Origin of the sequence: Streptomyces longwoodensis, assembly GCF_001514125.1 — a bacterium.
In the GTDB taxonomy this organism is placed as follows: domain Bacteria; phylum Actinomycetota; class Actinomycetes; order Streptomycetales; family Streptomycetaceae; genus Streptomyces; species Streptomyces longwoodensis.
The window spans coordinates 870,283-888,027 of sequence record NZ_KQ948550.1; the positions used below are offsets into that span (position 1 = coordinate 870,283).

The 17,745-nt window shown below is 73.4% G+C and carries 15 protein-coding genes and 2 pseudogenes; 7 read left to right on the forward strand and 10 right to left on the reverse strand.

Translation table 11 applies throughout. The annotated features are described in order from the left end of the window. From AQJ30_RS39260 to tkt, 5 genes are all read right to left on the reverse strand, one after another. The coding region (locus AQJ30_RS39260) for a glucose-6-phosphate isomerase (RefSeq protein WP_483855233.1) at positions 1 to 618 on the reverse strand (618 nt) is incomplete at its 3' end. Next, positions 611 to 1,546, reverse strand: a complete 936-nt coding sequence (opcA, locus tag AQJ30_RS08680) for a glucose-6-phosphate dehydrogenase assembly protein OpcA (protein ID WP_067230666.1) — start codon at positions 1,544 to 1,546, stop codon at positions 611 to 613. The genes AQJ30_RS39260 and opcA, both read right to left, overlap by 8 nt. Beyond that, positions 1,543 to 3,075 (reverse strand): glucose-6-phosphate dehydrogenase, encoded by a 1,533-nt coding sequence (gene zwf / locus AQJ30_RS08685; RefSeq protein ID WP_067230669.1) that lies wholly within the window; start codon positions 3,073 to 3,075, stop codon positions 1,543 to 1,545. Before zwf ends, opcA begins: the two co-directional genes overlap by 4 nt. Beyond that, positions 3,072 to 4,220 (reverse strand): transaldolase, encoded by a 1,149-nt coding sequence (tal, locus tag AQJ30_RS08690; RefSeq protein ID WP_067230671.1) that lies wholly within the window; start codon positions 4,218 to 4,220, stop codon positions 3,072 to 3,074. The genes zwf and tal overlap by 4 nt, the downstream gene beginning before the upstream one ends. Before the next feature lie 18 nt (positions 4,221 to 4,238). Further along, positions 4,239 to 6,314 carry a transketolase gene (gene tkt, locus AQJ30_RS08695; protein WP_067230674.1) on the reverse strand — a complete coding sequence of 692 codons (2,076 nt, stop codon included), beginning with the start codon at positions 6,312 to 6,314 and terminating at the stop codon, positions 4,239 to 4,241. 219 nt (positions 6,315 to 6,533) lie between these two features. On the opposite strand from tkt, the gene AQJ30_RS08700 reads away from it, so the two are divergent. Then, the gene (locus tag AQJ30_RS08700) at positions 6,534 to 7,448 is read left to right on the forward strand and encodes a helix-turn-helix transcriptional regulator (protein WP_067231045.1); all 915 of its coding nucleotides are present in this window, start codon (positions 6,534 to 6,536) and stop codon (positions 7,446 to 7,448) included. A 125-nt stretch (positions 7,449 to 7,573) separates the two neighbouring features. Here AQJ30_RS08700 and AQJ30_RS08705 read toward each other — a convergent pair whose 3' ends face one another. Beyond that, on the reverse strand, positions 7,574 to 8,965 hold the full coding sequence (locus AQJ30_RS08705; protein ID WP_067230677.1) for a glycoside hydrolase family 16 protein: 1,392 nt from the start codon (positions 8,963 to 8,965) through the stop codon (positions 7,574 to 7,576). A gap of 220 nt (positions 8,966 to 9,185) precedes the next feature. Continuing rightward, positions 9,186 to 10,139, reverse strand: coding sequence for a helix-turn-helix transcriptional regulator (locus AQJ30_RS08710; RefSeq protein WP_079083921.1), 954 nt, complete (start codon positions 10,137 to 10,139; stop codon positions 9,186 to 9,188). Positions 10,140 to 10,277: 138 nt separating this feature from the next. Between AQJ30_RS08710 and AQJ30_RS08715 the strand changes: the two genes are divergently transcribed. Further along, the gene (locus tag AQJ30_RS08715) at positions 10,278 to 11,057 is read left to right on the forward strand and encodes an NAD(P)H-dependent oxidoreductase (protein ID WP_067230680.1); all 780 of its coding nucleotides are present in this window, start codon (positions 10,278 to 10,280) and stop codon (positions 11,055 to 11,057) included. A 47-nt stretch (positions 11,058 to 11,104) separates the two neighbouring features. On the opposite strand, the gene AQJ30_RS08720 is transcribed toward AQJ30_RS08715, so the two are convergent. Next, a complete protein-coding gene (locus AQJ30_RS08720; protein ID WP_067230682.1) occupies positions 11,105 to 11,710 on the reverse strand; it encodes a cadmium resistance transporter in 606 nt (201 codons plus the stop codon). Positions 11,711 to 12,050: 340 nt separating this feature from the next. Here AQJ30_RS08720 and AQJ30_RS08725 point away from each other — a divergent pair, with 340 nt between their 5' ends. After that, positions 12,051 to 12,221: a hydrophobic protein gene (locus tag AQJ30_RS08725; protein WP_067230685.1), complete on the forward strand. Its 171-nt coding sequence runs from the start codon at positions 12,051 to 12,053 to the stop codon at positions 12,219 to 12,221. A 160-nt stretch (positions 12,222 to 12,381) separates the two neighbouring features. Here the strand turns inward: AQJ30_RS08725 and AQJ30_RS08730 are convergent, their stop codons facing one another. Both AQJ30_RS08730 and AQJ30_RS08735 read right to left on the reverse strand, forming a co-directional pair. Further along, positions 12,382 to 13,146 (reverse strand): alpha/beta fold hydrolase, encoded by a 765-nt coding sequence (locus tag AQJ30_RS08730; protein WP_067230688.1) that lies wholly within the window; start codon positions 13,144 to 13,146, stop codon positions 12,382 to 12,384. 176 nt (positions 13,147 to 13,322) lie between these two features. After that, positions 13,323 to 13,904, reverse strand: a complete 582-nt coding sequence (locus AQJ30_RS08735) for a snapalysin family zinc-dependent metalloprotease (protein WP_067230690.1) — start codon at positions 13,902 to 13,904, stop codon at positions 13,323 to 13,325. Between the two features lie 352 nt (positions 13,905 to 14,256). On the opposite strand from AQJ30_RS08735, the gene AQJ30_RS08740 reads away from it, so the two are divergent. The 4 genes and pseudogenes from AQJ30_RS08740 to AQJ30_RS37800 all read left to right on the forward strand — a co-directional run. Next, positions 14,257 to 14,439: an SflA family class IV lanthipeptide gene (locus tag AQJ30_RS08740; protein ID WP_067230693.1), complete on the forward strand. Its 183-nt coding sequence runs from the start codon at positions 14,257 to 14,259 to the stop codon at positions 14,437 to 14,439. Positions 14,440 to 14,618: 179 nt separating this feature from the next. Further along, positions 14,619 to 17,279 (forward strand): class IV lanthionine synthetase LanL, encoded by a 2,661-nt coding sequence (gene lanL, locus AQJ30_RS08745; RefSeq protein ID WP_067230696.1) that lies wholly within the window; start codon positions 14,619 to 14,621, stop codon positions 17,277 to 17,279. Between the two features lie 43 nt (positions 17,280 to 17,322). Next, a pseudogene (locus AQJ30_RS08750) lies at positions 17,323 to 17,517 on the forward strand (hypothetical protein); the annotation flags it as partial. A gap of 119 nt (positions 17,518 to 17,636) precedes the next feature. Then, a pseudogene (locus tag AQJ30_RS37800) lies at positions 17,637 to 17,738 on the forward strand (dienelactone hydrolase family protein); the annotation flags it as partial. Positions 17,739 to 17,745: the final 7 nt, after the last annotated feature.

Here is a 17,745-nt window from a genome sequence, read left to right on the forward strand (position 1 = left end):
CGCGACGATGAACAGCGTCTCCGCCGGGTCCAGGTCGCGGGTCGCCTCGTGCAGGTCGGCGCCGTCGACGTTGGAGACGAACCGGACCGTCAACTCCCGGTCCGCGTAGGGGCGCAGCACCTCGTACGCCATCGCCGGGCCCAGGTCCGAGCCGCCGATGCCGATGTTGACGACGGTGCGGATCCGCCGGCCGGTGTGCCCGGTCCACTCCCCGGACCGCACCCGCTCGGAGAAGTCGGCCATCCGGTCCAGCACCGCGTGCACCGCCGGGACGACGTTCTCGCCGTCCACCTCGACCACCGCGTCCGCGGGAGCCCGCAGCGCGGTGTGCAGCACCGCCCGGTGCTCGGTGATGTTGATCTTCTCGCCGCGGAACATCGCGTCCCGCAGCCCGAACACGTCGGTGGCGGTGGCCAGTTCCTGCAGCAGCGACAGCGTCTCGTCGGTGATCAGGTGCTTGGAGTAGTCGATGCGCAGGTCACCGACGCGCACCACATAGCGCTCCGCGCGGCCGGGGTCCGCCGCGAACAGCTCGCGCAGGTGCGCCTGCCAGTGCGCGCGGTGGTCCTCCAGGGCGGCCCACTCGGGCCGGTGCGTGAGCAACGGGGTCTCAGACATGGGCGGGGGTCTCCTCGTGGGCCTCGCCGCGCAGGGCGACGGCGTACATCTCGTCGGCGTCGAGGCGGCGCAGCTCCTCGGCGATGAGTTCGGAGGTGGAGCGCACCTTCAGCGCGAGGGTGCGCGAGGGCTGGCCCGGCAGGGACAGCGTGGCGAGCGGGCCCTCCGGCCGGTCGATCACGACGTCGCCGTCGGCGGTGCCCAGCCGTACGGCGGTGACGACCGGACCGTCGGAGACCACCCGGTCCACCGGCACCCGCAGCCGCGCCTCCAGCCAGCGGGCCAGCAGCTCGGCGGCCGGGTTCTCCGCCTCGGCCTCCACCGCGGCGGAGACGACCGGCACCCGGGCCTGGTCCAGGGCCGCGGCCAGCATCGAGCGCCACGGGGTGAGCCGCGTCCACGCGAGGTCGGTGTCGCCGGGGGCGTAGGAGCGCGCCCGGTCCTCCAGGGTCCGCAGCGGGTTCTCCACCGCGTACAGGTCGGTGATCCTGCGCTGTGCCAGGGCGCCCAGCGGGTCCTTGGAGGGCACCCCGGGCGCGTCCACCGGCCACCACACGACGACCGGGGCGTCCGGCAGCAGCAGCGGCAGCACCACCGAGTCGGCGTGGTCGGACACCTCGCCGTAGGTGCGCAGCACCACCGTCTCGCCGGTGCCCGCCTCGGAGCCCACCCGGACCTCGGCGTCCAGCCGCGACCGGGTGCGTTCCCGGGGGGTGCGGGCGTGCCGCTTGATGACGAGCAGGGTGCGCGAGGGGTGCTCGTGCGAGGCCTCCTCGGCCGCCTTGAGGGCGTCGTAGGCGTTCTCCTCGTCCGTGACGATGACCATCGTCAGGACCATGCCCACGGCCGGGGTGCCGATGGCGCGGCGGCCCTGCACCAACGCCTTGTTGATCTTGCTTGCCGTGGTGTCGGTCAGGTCGATCTTCATGGCCTGCGCCAGCTCCGTCCGTCTCGTGCGAGCATCTCGTACGCTTCCTCGGGTCCCCAGCTGCCCGACGCGTACTGGGCCGGCCTGCCGTTCGTCGCCCAGTACTCCTCGATCGGGTCGAGGATCTTCCAGGACTCTTCCACTTCCTGGTGGCGCGGGAACAGGTTGGCGTCGCCGAGCAGCACGTCCAGGATGAGGCGCTCGTACGCCTCGGGGCTGGACTCGGTGAACGACTCGCCGTACGCGAAGTCCATCGTCACGTCCCGGATCTCCATGGACGTGCCCGGCACCTTCGAGCCGAAGCGGACGGTGATGCCCTCGTCGGGCTGGACCCGGATGACGATGGCGTTCGCCCCGAGCTCCTCGGTGGCCGTCGAGTCGAACGGCGAGTGCGGGGCGCGCTGGAAGACCACGGCGATCTCCGTGACCCGCCGCCCGAGGCGCTTGCCGGTGCGCAGGTAGAAGGGCACGCCCGCCCAGCGGCGGTTGTCCACGTTCAGCCGGACGGCGGCGTAGGTGTCGGTCGTGGAGGCCGGGTCGATGCCCTCCTCCTCCAGGTAGCCGGGCACCTGCGCGCCGCCCTGCCAGCCGGCCGCGTACTGGCCGCGCACGGTGTGCTCGCCCAGGTCCTCGGGCAGCTTCACCGCCTTGAGCACCTTCAGCTTCTCGGTGAGCAGGGAGGAGGCGTCGAACGACGCCGGTTCCTCCATCGCGGTGAGCGCCATCAGCTGCAGCAGGTGGTTCTGGATGACGTCCCGGGCCGAGCCGATGCCGTCGTAGTAGCCCGCCCGGCCGCCGATGCCGATGTCCTCCGCCATGGTGATCTGGATGTGGTCGACGTACGACCGGTTCCAGATCGGCTCGAACATCTGGTTGGCGAAGCGCAGCGCCAGGATGTTCTGGACGGTCTCCTTGCCCAGGTAGTGGTCGATGCGGAAGACCTGGTCGGGCGCGAAGACGTCGTGCACGATGGCGTTCAGCTGCTGGGCGCTGGCCAGGTCGTGGCCGAACGGCTTCTCGATGACCGCCCGCCGCCAGGAGCCCTCCGGCGCCTTCGCCAGGCCGTGCTTCTTCAGCTGCTCGACGACCTTGGGGAAGAACTTCGGCGGCACGGAGAGGTAGAAGGCGAAGTTGCCGCCGGTGCCGCGCGAGGCGTCCAGCTCCTCGACCGCGTCGCGCAGCTGCTTGAAGGCGGTGTCGTCGTCGAAGTCGCCGGGGATGAACCGCATGCCCTCGGCGAGCTGCTGCCAGACCTCCTCGCGGAACTCGGTGCGCGCGTGCTCGCGCACCGCGTCGTGCACGACCTGCGCGAAGTCCTGGTCCGCCCAGTCGCGGCGGGCGAAGCCGACCAGCGAGAAGCCCGGCGGCAGCAGGCCCCGGTTGGCCAGGTCGTACACGGCCGGCATCAGCTTCTTGCGGGACAGGTCGCCCGTGACCCCGAAGATCACGAGCCCCGACGGGCCGGCGATCCTCGGCAGCCGCCGGTCGCCCGGGTCCCGGAGCGGGTTGGTCCACACGGGGGTGGTCATTCCGCGTCAACTCCCTTGCTGTCGAGCGACTTCGTGACCGCGTCCAGCAGCTCCTGCCAGGCCGCCTCGAACTTGCCGACGCCCTCGTCCTCCAGGCGCCGCACCACCTCGTCGTAGGAGATGCCGAGGCGCTCGACGGCCGCGAGGTCGGCGCGGGCCTGCGCGTAGCCGCCGGTGACGGTGTCGCCGCTGATGACGCCGTGGTCGGCGACCGCGTTCAGGGTGGCCTCCGGCATCGTGTTGACGGTGCCGGGCGCGACCAGCTCGTCCACATACAGGGTGTCCTTGTACGCGGGGTCCTTCACCCCGGTGGACGCCCACAGCGGACGCTGCTTGGTGGCCTTCGCCCCCGCGAGCGCGAGCCAGCGCGGCCCGGAGAAGACCTCCTCGTACGCCGCGTAGGCCAGGCGGGCGTTCGCCAGGGCCGCGCGGCCCTTGAGCGCCAGGGCCTCCTCGCTGCCGAGGACGGTGAGCCGCTTGTCGATCTCGCTGTCCACCCGGGAGACGAAGAACGAGGCCACCGAGTGGATCGTGGACAGGTCCAGGCCCCGGGCGGCGGCCTTCTCCAGACCGGCCAGGTAGGCGTCCATGACCTCGCCGTAGCGCTCCAGCGAGAAGATCAGCGTCACGTTCACGCTGATGCCGAGGCCGATGACCTCGGTGATGGCCGGCAGGCCCGCCTTCGTCGCGGGGATCTTGACCATCACGTTGGGGCGGTCCACCAGCCAGGCGAGCTGCTTGGCCTCGGCGACCGTGGCCCGGGTGTCGTGCGCCAGGCGCGGGTCGACCTCGATGGAGACCCGGCCGTCCCGGCCGCCGGTCGCGTCGTACACCGGGCGCAGCACGTCGGCGGCGGCCCGCACGTCGGCGGTCGTCATCATGCGGACGGCCTCGTCGACGGTGACCCGGCGCGCCGCCAGGTCGGCCAGCTGCTCCTCGTAGCCCTCGCCCGAGCCGATGGCCGCCTGGAAGATCGACGGGTTGGTGGTGACGCCGACGACGCTGCCGGTGCGCACGAGCTCGGCGAGGTTGCCGCTCTCGATGCGCCGGCGCGACAGGTCGTCGAGCCAGATCGACACACCCTCGGCGGACAGCCGCTCGAGGGGCCCCGCGGTCGGCGCGGTGGATTCGGTCACTGTGATCATCTTCTTTCGGCGGTCGGATCAACCGCGGGTGGCGGCCAGGGATTCCCGGGCCGCGGCGGCGACGTTCTCGGGGGTGAAGCCGTACTCGGCGAACAGGGTCTTCGCGTCGGCGGAGGCGCCGAAGTGCTCCAGCGACACGATGCGGCCCGCGTCGCCGACGTAGCGGTACCAGGTCAGGCCGATCCCGGCCTCGACGGCGACGCGCGCCCGGACGGCGGGCGGCAGGACGCTCTCGCGGTAGGCGCGCGGCTGCTCCTCGAACCACTCCACCGACGGCATCGACACCACGCGTGTGCCGGTCCCCTCGGCCTCCAGCAGCTCACGGGCGGCGACCGCCAGCTGCACCTCGGAACCGGTGGCGACGATGATCACCTCCGGGGTCTCGGTGGACGACTCGCGCAGCACGTAGCCGCCCTTGGCCGCGTCCGGGTTCGGCGCGTACGTCGGCACGCCCTGGCGGGTCAGCGCGAGCCCGTGCGGGGCCGGGTGCGTGGCGTGCCTCTTCAGGATCTCGGCCCAGGCGGCGGCGGTCTCGTTGGCGTCCGCCGGGCGGACGACGTTCAGGCCCGGAATGGCCCGCAGCGCGGCCAGGTGCTCGACCGGCTGGTGCGTCGGGCCGTCCTCGCCGAGGCCGATGGAGTCGTGCGTCCACACGTACGTCACCGGCAGCTGCATCAGCGCCGACATGCGCACCGCGTTGCGCATGTAGTCGGAGAACGTCAGGAAGGTGCCGCCGTAGATCCGGGTGTTGCCGTGCAGGGCGACGCCGTTCATCTCCGCGGCCATGGAGAACTCGCGGATGCCGAAGTGGACCGTACGGCCGTACGGGCTCGCCTCGGGCAGCGGGTTGCCCTCCGGCAGGAAGGAGCTGGACTTGTCGATGGTGGTGTTGTTCGAGCCGGCCAGGTCGGCGGAGCCGCCCCACAGCTCGGGCAGGACCGGGCCGAGCGCCTGGAGGACCTTCCCGGAGGCGGCCCGGGTGGCGACGGACCCGCCCTCCTCGAAGACCGGCAGGGACTCCTCCCAGCCCTCGGGCAGCTGACCGGCCACGACCCGGTCGAAGAGGCGGGCGCGCTCCGGCTCGCCGCTGCGCCACCCGGCGAGCTGCTTGTCCCAGGCCGCGTGCGCCTCGGCGCCCCGGTCCAGGGCCCGGCGGGTGTGGGCCAGCACCTCGTCGGCCACCTCGAAGGTCTTCTCCGGGTCGAAGCCGAGGACGCGCTTGGTGGCGGCGACCTCGTCCGCGCCGAGCGCGGAGCCGTGGGCGGCCTCGGTGTTCTGCGCGTTCGGGGCGGGCCAGGCGATGATCGTGCGCATCGCGATGATGGACGGCCGGCCGGTCTCCGCCCGGGCCGCCGTGAGGGCCGCGTACAGGGCGTGCACGTCGACGTCGCCGTTCTCGGCGGGCTCGATGCGCTGGGTGTGCCAGCCGTACGCCTCGTACCGCTTGAGGACGTCCTCGGAGAAGGCGGTGGCGGTGTCGCCCTCGATGGAGATGTGGTTGTCGTCGTAGAGGAAGACCAGGTTGCCCAGCTTCTGGTGGCCGGCCAGCGACGACGCCTCGCCGGAGACGCCCTCCTGGAGGTCGCCGTCGGAGACGATCGCCCAGATCACGTGGTCGAAAGGCGACTCCCCGGCCGGGGCCTCCGGGTCGAACAGGCCGCGCTCGTAGCGGGCGGCCATCGCCATACCGACGGCGTTGGCGGCGCCCTGGCCGAGCGGTCCGGTGGTGGTCTCCACGCCGGCGGTGTGCCCGTACTCGGGGTGGCCGGGAGTCTTGGAGCCGTGGGTGCGGAAGGCCTTCAGGTCGTCGAGGCCGAGCTCGTACCCCGCGAGGTAGAGCTGCGTGTACAGCGTCAGCGAGGTGTGGCCGGGGGAGAGGACGAAGCGGTCACGGCCGGTCCACTCGGGGTCCGCCGGGTCGTGCCGCATCACCTTCTGGAAGAGCGTGTACGCGGCCGGGGCCAGGCTCATCGCCGTCCCCGGGTGGCCGTTGCCGACCTGCTGGACGGCGTCCGCCGCGAGCACCCGTGCGGTGTCGACGGCACGCCGGTCGATATCGGTCCACTCCAGGGTGTCGGGCGTCTGCGTGCTCATCTGGAAGCAGTCCCCTTCAAAAGGTTGTGGAACAGTGCGGTCTTGCTGGTCAGACGCGTTCGACCTTAAAAGTCAGACTTTTCGTTCGGTAGGTCGGGGTGTGTCAGCCTGTGGTGAAAGTGGGACACCCCCGCACCCGGACCCCGGCCGCACGGCGGCCCGAGCCCGTGCGAGGCGGTACGAGCGGCGTGAAAGCAGCGTGAGACGGATATGGCGGACATGGCGGACAGGCCGGGCTCCCGTGGGACCGCCCGGCCCGGCGGCCTCGCGCCTGACGGTGAGATCAGGACCTTCCCCTTCCCGGCCGACCTCAGCGTCGGCGGCGTCGGCATGCACGTCGGCCCGATGGGCACCGGCCGCACCTGGCGCGCCGCCGACGCCGCACCGGACCGTGTGCACCGGATCGACTTCCACGTCGTCATGCTGTTCTCCGCGGGACCCGTCCGGCACATGGTCGACTTCGCCGAGTACGAGGCGACCGCCGGGGACCTGCTCTGGATCCGGCCCGGACAGGTGCACCGCTTCTCCAACAGCGGGTACCGCGGAACCGTCCTGACCATGCAACCCGGCTTCCTGCCGCGCGCCACCGTCGAGGCGACCGGCCTGTACCGCTACGACCTCCCGCCGCTCCTGCGCCCCGGCCCCGACCAGCTCACCGCGCTGCGGGCCGCCCTGGCCTACCTGCAACGGGAGTACGAGGACGCCGCCACCCTCCCGCTCAGCCTGCACACGGCCGTCCTGCGCCACGCCCTGACGGCCCTGCTGCTGCGCCTCGCGCACCTCGCGGCCAGTTCCGCCGAGGCGGAGCGCCGCGCCGACACCACCTTCAGCCTCTTCCGCGAGGCCGTGGAGGAGGGCTTCCCCACCAACCACAGCGTCAGCGCCTACGCCGACGCGCTCGGTTACTCCCGGCGCACCCTGGTGCGCGCCGTGCGCGCCGCGACCGGGCTGACCCCCAAGGCGTTCATCGACCGGCGGGTGGTCCTGGAGGCCAAGCGCCTGCTCGCGCACAGCGACCTGCCGATCGGCCGGGTCGGCGCGGCGGTCGGCTTCCCCGACCCGGCGAACTTCTCCAAGTTCTTCCAGCAGCACACGGACCTGACGCCGGCGCAGTTCCGCGCGGAGATGCGCTGAGGGTGCGGCCGGCGGGAGTGGCCCCCGTACGCGCGGAACGGGCCCCGCTTCGGTGAGCGGGGCCCGTTCGGTGTGCGGGGAAGGGGTGCGGCGCCGGTGGGTGACCCGACGTCGGCCGCGGGAGGTCAGTGGCCGAAGGTGAACCAGTTGACGTTCACGAAGTCGGCCGGCTGGCCGCTGCTGAAGGTCAGGTAGACGTCGTGCGTGCCGGTCACCCCGCTGATGTTGGCCGGGACCGTCTTCCAGGTCTGCCAGCCACCGGTGTTGCCCACGGCGAAGCTGCCGATCGGCGCGTTGCTGCGGCTGTCCAGGCGCACCTCGACCAGACCGCTGACACCGCTCGCCGCGCCGCTCGCGACCCGGGCGGAGAACTGCCGGGCCGCGCTGGAGCCGAAGTTGACGCCCTTGTACAGGGCCCAGTCGCCGTTGGCCGCCCAGCCCACGTCCTGGCCGCCGCCGCTGTCGCTGGTGGTCTCGGTGCTCAGGCCGGACTGGCTGTCGTAGGACTCGGCCTGGATCGTGCCGTAGGCGTCACGGTTGCCCGACGGGGGAGGAGTGGTACCGCTCCCACCGCCGCCGGACTGGAGCACCTGCACGTAGTCCACGACCATCGGGTGGCCCGGCTGGGTGTCGTTGTCCAGGCCGCCGCCGAAGGCGTCCGGGAAGCCGCCGCCCATCGCCACGTTCAGGATGACGAAGTAGCCGTGGTTGGTGGCGTTGGCCCAAGTCGTCGCGTCCACCTGGTTGGCCGTCACGGTGTGGTAGGTAACGCCGTCGACGGAGAAGCGCAGCGCCTCCGGGCTCACCGAGCGGTCCCACTCCAGCGCGTAGGTGTGGAACCCGGACTGGCACGTCGTGTTCGGGCAGGCGACGTTGTTGCCGATGCCGGTCGTCTCGTTGCACGGGCCGCCGGGGTTGGTGCCGCAGTGCAGGGTCGCCCACACGCGGTTGAGGCCCTGGACGTTCTCCATGATGTCCATCTCGCCGACGGACGGCCAGTTCTGGTAGTTGCCGCGGTAGGGCGCGCCCAGCATCCAGAACGCCGGCCAGTAGCCCTCGGCGGCCGTGCCGGTGACGTTGGGCATCTGGATGCGGCCCTCGACGCGGAGCTTGCCGCCGGCCGGGGGCTGGAAGTCCGTGCGGACCGTCTCGATGCGGCCCGAGGTCCAGCGGCCCGAGGAGTCGCGCAGCGGCGTGATCTTCAGGTTGCCGCTGCCGTCGAGCGCGACGTTGCTGGTGCTGTTGGTCATCGTCTCGACCTCGCCGGTGCCCCAGTTGGGGGCGCCGCCCGGGTACGACGTGCCCAGGTCGTACTGCCAGTTGGAGGTGTTGACGCCGGTGCCGGCGGCGCCGTTGAAGTCGTCGAGGAAGACCTGCGTCCAGCCCGAGGGCGGGGTGGGGGCCGAGGCGTTGGCGGACGGGGTGACGCCGGTCGCGACGGCGGCCGCGAGGCCGAGCGTGGACAGCACGGCGACGAGGACGCGCCGCCGTCTGGGGGTGCGGGAGCTTGCGGACATGGGGAGTGCCTCCCGGTACGGGTGGGGTGCGCGGGTGGCTCGGAGAGCGGCCTGAGAGCGCTCTCAAAGCGACGCCAATGTGCTCCCCGACGGGCCGGTCGTCAAGACTTGAAACAAGGAAAGTGCCGTGGGGCGGGGCGAGTTCACCCGATGAAGGGCCGTATCGACCTGTTGCGGCACCGCGGCGCGGCCGGGCGCGTCACGCGCGGCAACGGAGCCTTCACCTGGGACTGCGGGTGGGGGGCGCGGGCACGTCGGCGGTGTCGGTCGTGCCGGCCGTGTTGGCCGGGCCGGTCGGGTCGGTCGGACCGGTCGGGTCGGTTCTGCCGGTCGGGCCGGTCGGGTCGGTCCTGCCAGTCGGGCCGGTCGGGCCGGTCGTATCGAGGCTCGCGAGCAGGCGCAGTCCGTCCTCGGCGGGGCTGCCGGGGGGCGCGGACAGCACGACCAGTTCCATGCCCGCCTCGTTCGGCAGGACGAAGTTCTCCTGGTGCAGTTCCAGCAGCCCGACCAGCGGGTGCCGGTAGGCCTTGCGCCCGTAGGTGCGGGCGCGCACGTCGGCGCGGGCCCACAGGCGGCGGAAGCGCTCGCTGCCCATCGCCAACTCGCCCACGCGGGATGCCAGTCGGGGGTCCTCGGGGTACTTCCCGGCGGCCAGGCGCAGGTGCCCGACCACGTCGAGGGTGCAGGTCTCCCAGTCCGCGTGGAGCCCGCGCTCGGCCTCCTCCAGGAAGAGGTGCCGTGCGGTGTTCAGGCCCGGCACCGGCCGGCCGTAGAGGAGCCCGGCGAGGCGGTTGGAGGCGAGCACGTCGAGGCGGTGGTTCGTGATCAGCGCGGGTCCGTCGGCCACCAGGTCGAGGACGCGCAGCAGTTCGGGGCGGACCCGCCCGCCCGGCACCTTCGCGCGGCGGCGCTGGCAGGCGAGCCGGTGGAGGTGCTCGCGCTCGGTCTCGTCGAGGGCGAGGACCCGGGCGAGGGCGTCGAGGACCTGGTCGGAGGGCTGGGTCGCCCGGCCCTGCTCCAGGCGGACGTAGTAGTCGACGCTGACGCCGGACAGGTGCGCGACCTCTTCGCGGCGCAGCCCCTTGACCCGGCGCCGGCTGTCGGTGGGGATGCCGACGGCCGCCGGGTCGACGCGGGAGCGCCGGGTCCGCAGGAAGCCCGCGAGATCGTCCATGGCCCCAGTATGGCCGCGGCGTCGCGGGTGAAGGTGGTCCTGCCGGTACCAGGAAGTCCCGTCCGACGGAACGCGGGCCCCTGAACGCCGGGCGCCGCGGCGTCCAGGATCGGAGGCGTCCGATCCGAAGGAGTTGCCATGAAGACGCTGATCGTCCACGCCCACCCGGAGCCCCGCTCCCTGAACGGCTCGCTGAAGGACCTCGCGGTGTCCACGCTCGAGGGCGCCGGGCACGAGGTGCGGGTGAGCGACCTGTACGCGATGAACTGGAAGGCGGTCGTCGACGCGGAGGACTACGGCCCGCACGCCTCCCGCCCGTTGCGGGTGGCCCGGGACTCGGGCCGCGCCTTCGACGCCGGGACGCTCACGCCGGACGTCCGTGCCGAGCAGGAGAAGCTGCTGTGGGCCGACACGGTCATCCTCCAGTTCCCGCTGTGGTGGTACTCGATGCCCGCGATCCTCAAGGGCTGGGTGGACCGGGTCTTCACGTACCACTTCGCCTACGGGGTCGGCGAGCACAGCGACACGCACTACGGCGACCGCTTCGGCGAGGGCACCCTCGCGGGCCGCAGGGCCCTGCTGTCGGTGACCGCCGGCGGCCCCGAGTCGCACTACGCCGCTCGCGGGATCAACGGCCCCATCGACGACCTGCTGTTCCCGATCCAGCACGGCATCCTCTACTACCCGGGCCTCGAGGTGCTCCCGCCGTTCGTGGTGTACGGCACGGACCGCGTCACCGACGAGGCCTACCCGGACATCGCCAAGGCGTGGCAACAGCGCCTGCTCACCCTGGAGTCGACCGAGCCGATCGCGTTCCGGCGCCAGAACGCCGGCGACTACGAGATCCCCTCACTGCAGCTGAAGGAGGGACTGGAGCCCGCGGGGCGCACGGGGTTCGGACTGCACGTCCGCGGCTGACCGGCCCCGCGGCGACGGGCAGCGGACGGGCCCGCCGCGCGGGGATCTCACAGGCCGAAGGCGCCGCCCTCGACGAGGATGAGCAGGCCGATGGTGACCAGCACCAGGGGCAGCAATACGTGTCCCCACCGGGCGAGGGCCGCGGCGACGACGGGGCGCGTGGCGAAGAACCGGCCGGCGGCGCACCACACCCCCACCAGGACGAGGAACACCACGGCGTACACGCTCATCCCGCCGGTGCCGGCCGTGGCGAACACCGGCACGTAGACGCCGATGTTGTCGCCGCCGTTGGCGAACGTGACGGCGGCGACCTCCAGGGGGCCGGGACCGCCCGCCCCGGACCGCCCGTCCCCTTCGTCCGTGCCGCCCTCACGGTGGTCCTGCCACGCCCGCCAGGCGGCCTTGAGGCCGAGGGCGAGCGGCAGCAGCCCGAGGTAGGGGAGGGCCGCCCCGGGGAGGAAGGTCGCCCCGAAGGCGGCGGCCACCGCCACCGCGAGGATCGCGGCGAACCCCAGGTACTGGCCCAGCACCACACGGCGGGCCGAGCCGCGGTGGCCGGCCCCCTGGGCGAAGAACAACGCCAGCACCACGAGGTCGTCGACGTTGGTGACGGCGAACAGCCCGACGGCCCGCCCGACGATGCCCAGGTCCACGAGCGGATGCCTCCTCCTGCGACGCCGGTGTCCCGGTGACGCTACCGGGAGCCCGGTCCGCGTCCTGCGCCGGGCCGGGACCGAGCAGCGCCGTCGGGCACGCCGACCCCGCGGACCGTCGTCGTGGCCGGCGTCCTGCGTCCTGTCCCGCAACCGCGGCTCACGGCCGGACCGACGCCCTGACCAGCCGGTCGCCGGTCGTGGTGCGTGCGGGGCGGGACCCGGGGAACGCTGCACAGCGGGCCGGCTGCATATGCCCCGAACCTCGTTCAACTAACTCACGTTTTATGTGCTTGTAGGGCCGAAGTAAGGGCATCCGAGGGCCAGGAGGTTGATAACGATGGTTCCCTTGCTTCTGGTTCTGCTGCTGGCCCTGATCCTCTTCGGTGCGGGCTTCGCCCTGAAGGCTCTCTGGTGGATCGCGGTGCTCGTCCTGGTCGTGTGGCTGCTCGGCTTCGTCGTCCGTTCCGCGGACGGTGCGGGCCGCAGGGGCCGCTGGTACCGCTGGTAGGGGCGGGACGCCCCGGCGCGAGGAGCGCGCCACGCACGACACGTGAATACGCACGACACGTGAAGGGGGCCCGGCCGGACACGGCCGGGCCCCCTCGGCGTGCGACCGCCACGTCGCCCCGTGACCGGGGAAGCGGGTCAGCCGCCGATCGGAGGGGCCGTCAGACGGGCGCGTTCCGCACCCCGTTCAGCACCTCCGCCGTGGCGTCCGGGTAGCGGTGCGGGAACGCGTGCGCCCCGCGTACGACCACGGCGCGGCCACGGGTGGCCCGCCCGGCCAGGTACCGCACCCACCCGGGCGGGCTGAGGACGTCGTGCTCGGCCCCCACCACGGTCACCGGGCAGGTCACCCGGTGCAGCACCTCCTCGGGGGCGTCCGCCTGCGCGGAGCGCGTACAGGCCAGCAGCCGCCGGGGCCCGGCCGCGAGGTACGACGGCAGCACGGCCGGTACGACGCCGGGCGACTCCTGGACGGCCGTGTGGAACGCAGCGCCCACCAGCGGGCCCATGCGGCGCAGCCGGGGCGGGAACGTCGGCGCCATCAGGACGAGGGCCCGTACGCGCCCGGGACGCAGCGCGGCGGCGTGCAGGGCCACCTGGGCGCCGGTCGAATGCCCGGCCAGCACCACGGGGCCGCCGGGCACGTCCGTCAGCCACCGGGCCACCGTGTGCGCGAGCGCCCCCAGCGTGTCCCCGCAGACGCGCCCGGCGGGGTCCCGGTGACCGGGGACGTCCAGCAGCCGCGCCGGACCCGACCGGGCACAGCGTTCCAGCGTCCGCAGCAGGTAGCCGGGCGCGCCCAGCCCCGGAACCAGCACCACGGGAACGCCCCCGGCGCCGAGTTCCGCGGTGCCCATGCTGCGCACCGCGGACGTCCCGGCCCGGTCGTGCGTGACGTACAGAAGTGTCTGCCCGTGCTGCGTCATGATCGACGAGTACCCGGTGGCGGGCGGTTACGGCGGCCTCGGCCTCCAAGTCGTCCGGCTCGGCGCCCTACGGCTCGGACCCGGGTCCACGGCAGCCGCGCCGCGCGCGACGGTCACCGCGCCCCGGGGACCTGCTCGCGGTCCCCGGGGCGCACGTCCGCTCGACGGCCGTGTGGTCAGGGCGCGTCGACGAGGGTCCGCCCGTCCACGGCCGCGAGCGCGGCGACGGCGCTCGCGTAGGTGGACTGCACGCGGGAGCGCTCGGCGGCGTTCGGTGTGGCGTTGGTGCAGGCGGTGCCGGCGCTCGACCCCGACATCAGCTGGGTGCAGGGGCCCGGCTTGGTGTCCGGCAGGCCGAGGCTGTGCCCCAGCTCGTGGGCGGCGATCCGGGTCTTGTTGTAGCCCTGGTCCACGGCCTGGCTGCCGAGTTCGACACGGACCTGGCGGCCCGGACGGACGGGACCGAGCGTGGCCTGCGGCCAGCCCGTGGTGGCGACGATCACGATCTCGGCCGCGGAGCCGGGTGCCGCCTCCACCAGACGGACGCTGCTCACGTTCGCGTTCCACGAGGCGACCCCGGCCGCGATCGCGGACTCCCAGCCCGCGGCGCGGCTGTCGTCGTAGCGGAGGGTCACCACCGCCGCCTGAGCGGTGGACGGCGTACTCGCGGGAACGGTGGCGGCGGTCGCGGTGCCCGCCATGCCGAGGACGAGCGCCGCGGCGGACGTACCTGCTCTGAACCAAGTGCCCAGGGGCATTGCTGCTCCTTCATCCGTGGGGGAGTCCGGCCCCGGCGGGGCCGGGTGCGCGAAGGAGCGGCACGGGTCGTCCGGTGGGGAGCCGGACACCGTGGACCGCCCCTCCGGGGCGCTGCGATGCTATGCCCCGCCCCGCTTCTCCGCCATGTACCTGCCACGCCGCACACCGGCCGTCACGTCCCGACAGGCGGTTCTCGGACAGGTCCAACTCGCCTGAGACCAATGTCATCTGACCTCTTGTCAGTCACTCGGCGGCCTCCCTACCTTGGTCCAGCGAGTCCTTGGCCAGGGGTCCGCCGCCCCCGTCGGCCATGCCCACTCTTCAGCGCACGACCGACCATGGAGGCGCCCGATGCCCGTAGCCGTGCCGCATCTTCTGGAAGCCGACCGATTCCGCGACGAGGGTCCGCTGGAGATCGACGACGAGGCGATCGTGTTCGAGGACGACGACCGCGAGGACCGCGAGCCCACGGCGTGTCTCGCCGACCCCTGGGTGACCGCCACGACCCGCTTCGCCTGTGATCTGAACTCCTAGGCCGTGTCCGCAAAGTCCCGCCTGCCCCGCGACGCCCGGCACGCACTCTCGCCGCACCGCGCGAACACCCGAGTACGACCAGTACGCGGGTGTCCGCCCGGCACGCCGAGAGCACGCACCGGACGCCGCAGGGCCCGCCCTCCGGGCGGACGGCGGGACTTTGCGGACACGACCTAGCGGTGACCGTGTCCCTCGCCGGCCGCAGCGGTGGGTCCGACGACACCTGGTCGTACCTGAACGATCCGCGGATGCCGGCGATGGAACACGGCTGGAAACTGCACGTCTCAGCCCGTCCGGGCGAACTCGACGAGGTGGTCCGGCTCGTCCTGCCGGTGCTGTCCCGGCACGTCTGCCACGCCAAGTTCGCCCGTGACCCCGACACGCTGCGCCGCCTCAACTCCGGGACGGCCGGCGCCGGAGCGGTCGGCAAGGCCGTCACCGTGTACCCCCTGGCCGGCACCGTGGTCCAGGTCGCCCGGGAACTCGCCGCCGTCCTGCGGGACCGGCAGGGCCCGCGGATCGTCAGCGACCGCCGGGTCGACCCGCGCGCCCCGGTCTACTACCGCTACGGCCCCTTCACGGGCGACTACCGCACCGGCCGGAGCGGGCGGCTCGAGTCCGTCATGACCGGACCGGACGGCCAGGTCTTCGACGGCCTGGCCGTCGGCCGCTACCGGTGCCCGCCCTGGGCCGAGGACCCCTTCACGCACGGCTCCGGGCCCGCCGAGTCGTCCGGACCCGTCGACGAACCGTCCGGCCCCGCCGCCGAGTCGTCCGGCCCCGCCGCCGAGTCGTCCGGCCCGGCCGCCGTGCCGTCCGCCGCCGGCTTCGGCGGTGGCCGCTACGAGGTCACGGCCGGCATCACGCGCTCCCCGCGGGGCAACGTCTACCGCGCGTACGACCGCACCCTCGGGCGGCCGGTCGTGGTCAAACAAGCGAGGGCCTTCGTCGCCGAGGACGAGGCGGGTACCGACGCCCGCCACCGGCTGCGCAACGAACGCACGGTCCTGACCGCGCTCGACGGCGTCACCGGCGTGCCCCGCGCACTGGACTACTTCGCCCACCGGTCGGACGAGTACCTGGTGATGACCAGCTGCGGCGACCGGGACCTGCGCCGCGAGGTCCTGCGCGACGGCCCCTACCGGGACGACGACCCCCGGCCGGGGCGCTCCCTGTCCCTGCTGGCGTCCCGGCTCCTGCACGTCCTCGACGCGATCCACGCCCGGAACGTGGTCGTCCGCGACCTCAAGCCCGACAACGTCGTGCTGGACGACTCCGGCCCCGGCCACTGCCACCTGATCGACTTCGGGATCAGTGAGCTGGACGGCGCCGGCCCGGGCGGGGCGACCCCCGGGTACAGCGAGCCGGTCCTGCCCGCCACCGGACCCGCCGCCCCCGCCGACGACCACTACGCCCTCGGCGCGACCCTCTTCTTCGCCGCCACCGGCCTGGACCCGGTGATCATCGACGCCGACCACCGGGTCAACCGGGACCGGACCCTGGCCTGCCTGGCGGCGGCACTGCCCGGCCGCGCCCACCGGACCGTACGGTCCGCCGTCACCGGCCTCATGGACCTCGACCCGGCCGTCCGGACGGCCGCCGCCGACCGCCTGCGCACCGGCACGGTCACCACCGTCCGCCGGCCCGCGCGTCCCCGGATCGACGGGGACCTGCTGGAGGAGGTGATCGCGCACACGACCGCCTTCTGCGTCGCCGAGGCGCAGGCGATCGTGGACCCGGCACGGGCCGCACGGCTGGCCGTCCCCACCTCGATCGACGTCTACGGCGGCAGCGCGGGACTGGGACTCGAACTCCTCCACCATGCGCACCGCCCCCACGTGCGCCCGGCCGTCGAGGCGTTGGCGCGGTGGACGGCCGAGCAGGCCAGGAACCTGCCGCCCGGCTTCTACACGGGACGCACGGGCGTCCAACTCTTCCTCGCCGAGGCGGGGTTCGGGGGGCAGGAGGCTGTGGGTGCGGACACGGACGTCGAGGCTGGGCCCGCACACTCCGACCTGCCGGACCGCACCCCGGACGGTGGACCCCCGGAGGCGGACCTGATCGCGGGCGCCGCCGGAGTCGGCCTCGGACAGCTGCTGCTCGCCCGGCACGCCCTTCGGGCAGGTCACCGGCACACCGCGGACCGGCACCTCGCCCTCGCCGCCGGCTGCGACCGGCTGCTGGCCTCGGGCACCGCCCGGCTCACCGCCACCGGTGCGGACACGGCGGGCAGGGCCGCACTCGGCGAGGGCCTGGCCCACGGCGAGGCGGGCGTCACCTGCTTCCTGCTGGAGTACGGCGGCGTGACCGGCGACCCCGACGCGATCAGCCGCTCCGAGAAGGCCGCCGCGCGCCTGGCCGCCGTGACGCCGGACATCGTCGCGGCGGCGACCGAGCCGGGGGCGACCCGCCGCTACGGCTCGTGGTGCCGGGGCCTGGCGGGCATCGGGACGGTACTCGTCCGGGCCGCCCGACGCCTCGACGAACCCCGGTACCTCGACCTCGCCCAGCGGGCCGCACGCACCTGCGCCGCACTGGCCCCCCGGATGCCGCTGGTCACGCAGTGCTGCGGACTGGCCGGGGTGGGGGAGTTGATGATCGACGTCGCGGAGGCGTCCGCGTCCGAGGAGTTCCGCCGGGCGGCCGAGACCGTCGCCCTGCTCATCCTGAGCCGCAGCGGCGGCAGTTGGTCCCACCCCGTGTTCCCGGACACCGGCCTGGCCCGGTCGAGCGCCACCTGGGCGGGCGGCTCCGCGGGCGTACTGGCCTTCTTCCGACGCCTGCACGCCGGGGGCGGCCCGCGACTGGGCGGCCCGTGGCTGGGCGGTCCGGCCGCCTGACCGCTGCCACGGGCGGGAGCCGGGGCTCGGGTGAGAGGATCCGTTCCGACTCACCACGCTCAACGTCCGGCTGCTCCCGGACGGACACCTCGCCGTGAAGGCATACGGCCGTCCGGTCGCCGGTGGGCGGGGCGCCTACGTCTCGTTCCCGGTCCCCGAACACCCGAAGCCGGCGGCCCTGGTGGCCGACGCGGCCAGCCGCGCCGGAGCCTTGTGGGCGGCCCACCGCGGCCTGTAGTCGCGCCCGCTCCGCCGATCGGAGGACGGTCCCCCGGGCGTCGTACACACCACTCTGCCGGCGGCAGAACACCGGTCCCGCCGGGCCGGCCGATCGCTACGGTCGCTCACATGACGACGGTGACGACGGTGACGACGCGCACGGTGGAGTACCCGGCCGACGGACTGACCATGATCGGGCACCTCGCGGTCCCGGCCGGGGCCGGCCGCGCACCGGGGGTTGGGTGAA

Excerpts from the sequence above, each read along its gene's own strand:
- opcA (WP_067230666.1), bottom strand. The coding sequence starts at position 1,546 with ATGAAGATCGACCTGACCGACACCACGGCAAGCAAGATCAACAAGGCG.
- zwf (WP_067230669.1), bottom strand. The coding sequence starts at position 3,075 with ATGACCACCCCCGTGTGGACCAACCCGCTCCGGGACCCGGGCGACCGG.
- tal (WP_067230671.1), bottom strand. The coding sequence starts at position 4,220 with ATGATCACAGTGACCGAATCCACCGCGCCGACCGCGGGGCCCCTCGAG.
- tkt (WP_067230674.1), bottom strand. The coding sequence starts at position 6,314 with ATGAGCACGCAGACGCCCGACACCCTGGAGTGGACCGATATCGACCGG.
- AQJ30_RS08700 (WP_067231045.1), top strand. The coding sequence starts at position 6,534 with ATGGCGGACAGGCCGGGCTCCCGTGGGACCGCCCGGCCCGGCGGCCTC.
- AQJ30_RS08705 (WP_067230677.1), bottom strand. The coding sequence starts at position 8,965 with ATGTCCGCAAGCTCCCGCACCCCCAGACGGCGGCGCGTCCTCGTCGCC.
- AQJ30_RS08710 (WP_079083921.1), bottom strand. The coding sequence starts at position 10,139 with ATGGACGATCTCGCGGGCTTCCTGCGGACCCGGCGCTCCCGCGTCGAC.
- AQJ30_RS08715 (WP_067230680.1), top strand. The coding sequence starts at position 10,278 with ATGAAGACGCTGATCGTCCACGCCCACCCGGAGCCCCGCTCCCTGAAC.
- AQJ30_RS08725 (WP_067230685.1), top strand. The coding sequence starts at position 12,051 with ATGGTTCCCTTGCTTCTGGTTCTGCTGCTGGCCCTGATCCTCTTCGGT.
- AQJ30_RS08730 (WP_067230688.1), bottom strand. The coding sequence starts at position 13,146 with ATGACGCAGCACGGGCAGACACTTCTGTACGTCACGCACGACCGGGCC.
- AQJ30_RS08735 (WP_067230690.1), bottom strand. The coding sequence starts at position 13,904 with ATGCCCCTGGGCACTTGGTTCAGAGCAGGTACGTCCGCCGCGGCGCTC.
- AQJ30_RS08740 (WP_067230693.1), top strand. The coding sequence starts at position 14,257 with ATGCCCGTAGCCGTGCCGCATCTTCTGGAAGCCGACCGATTCCGCGAC.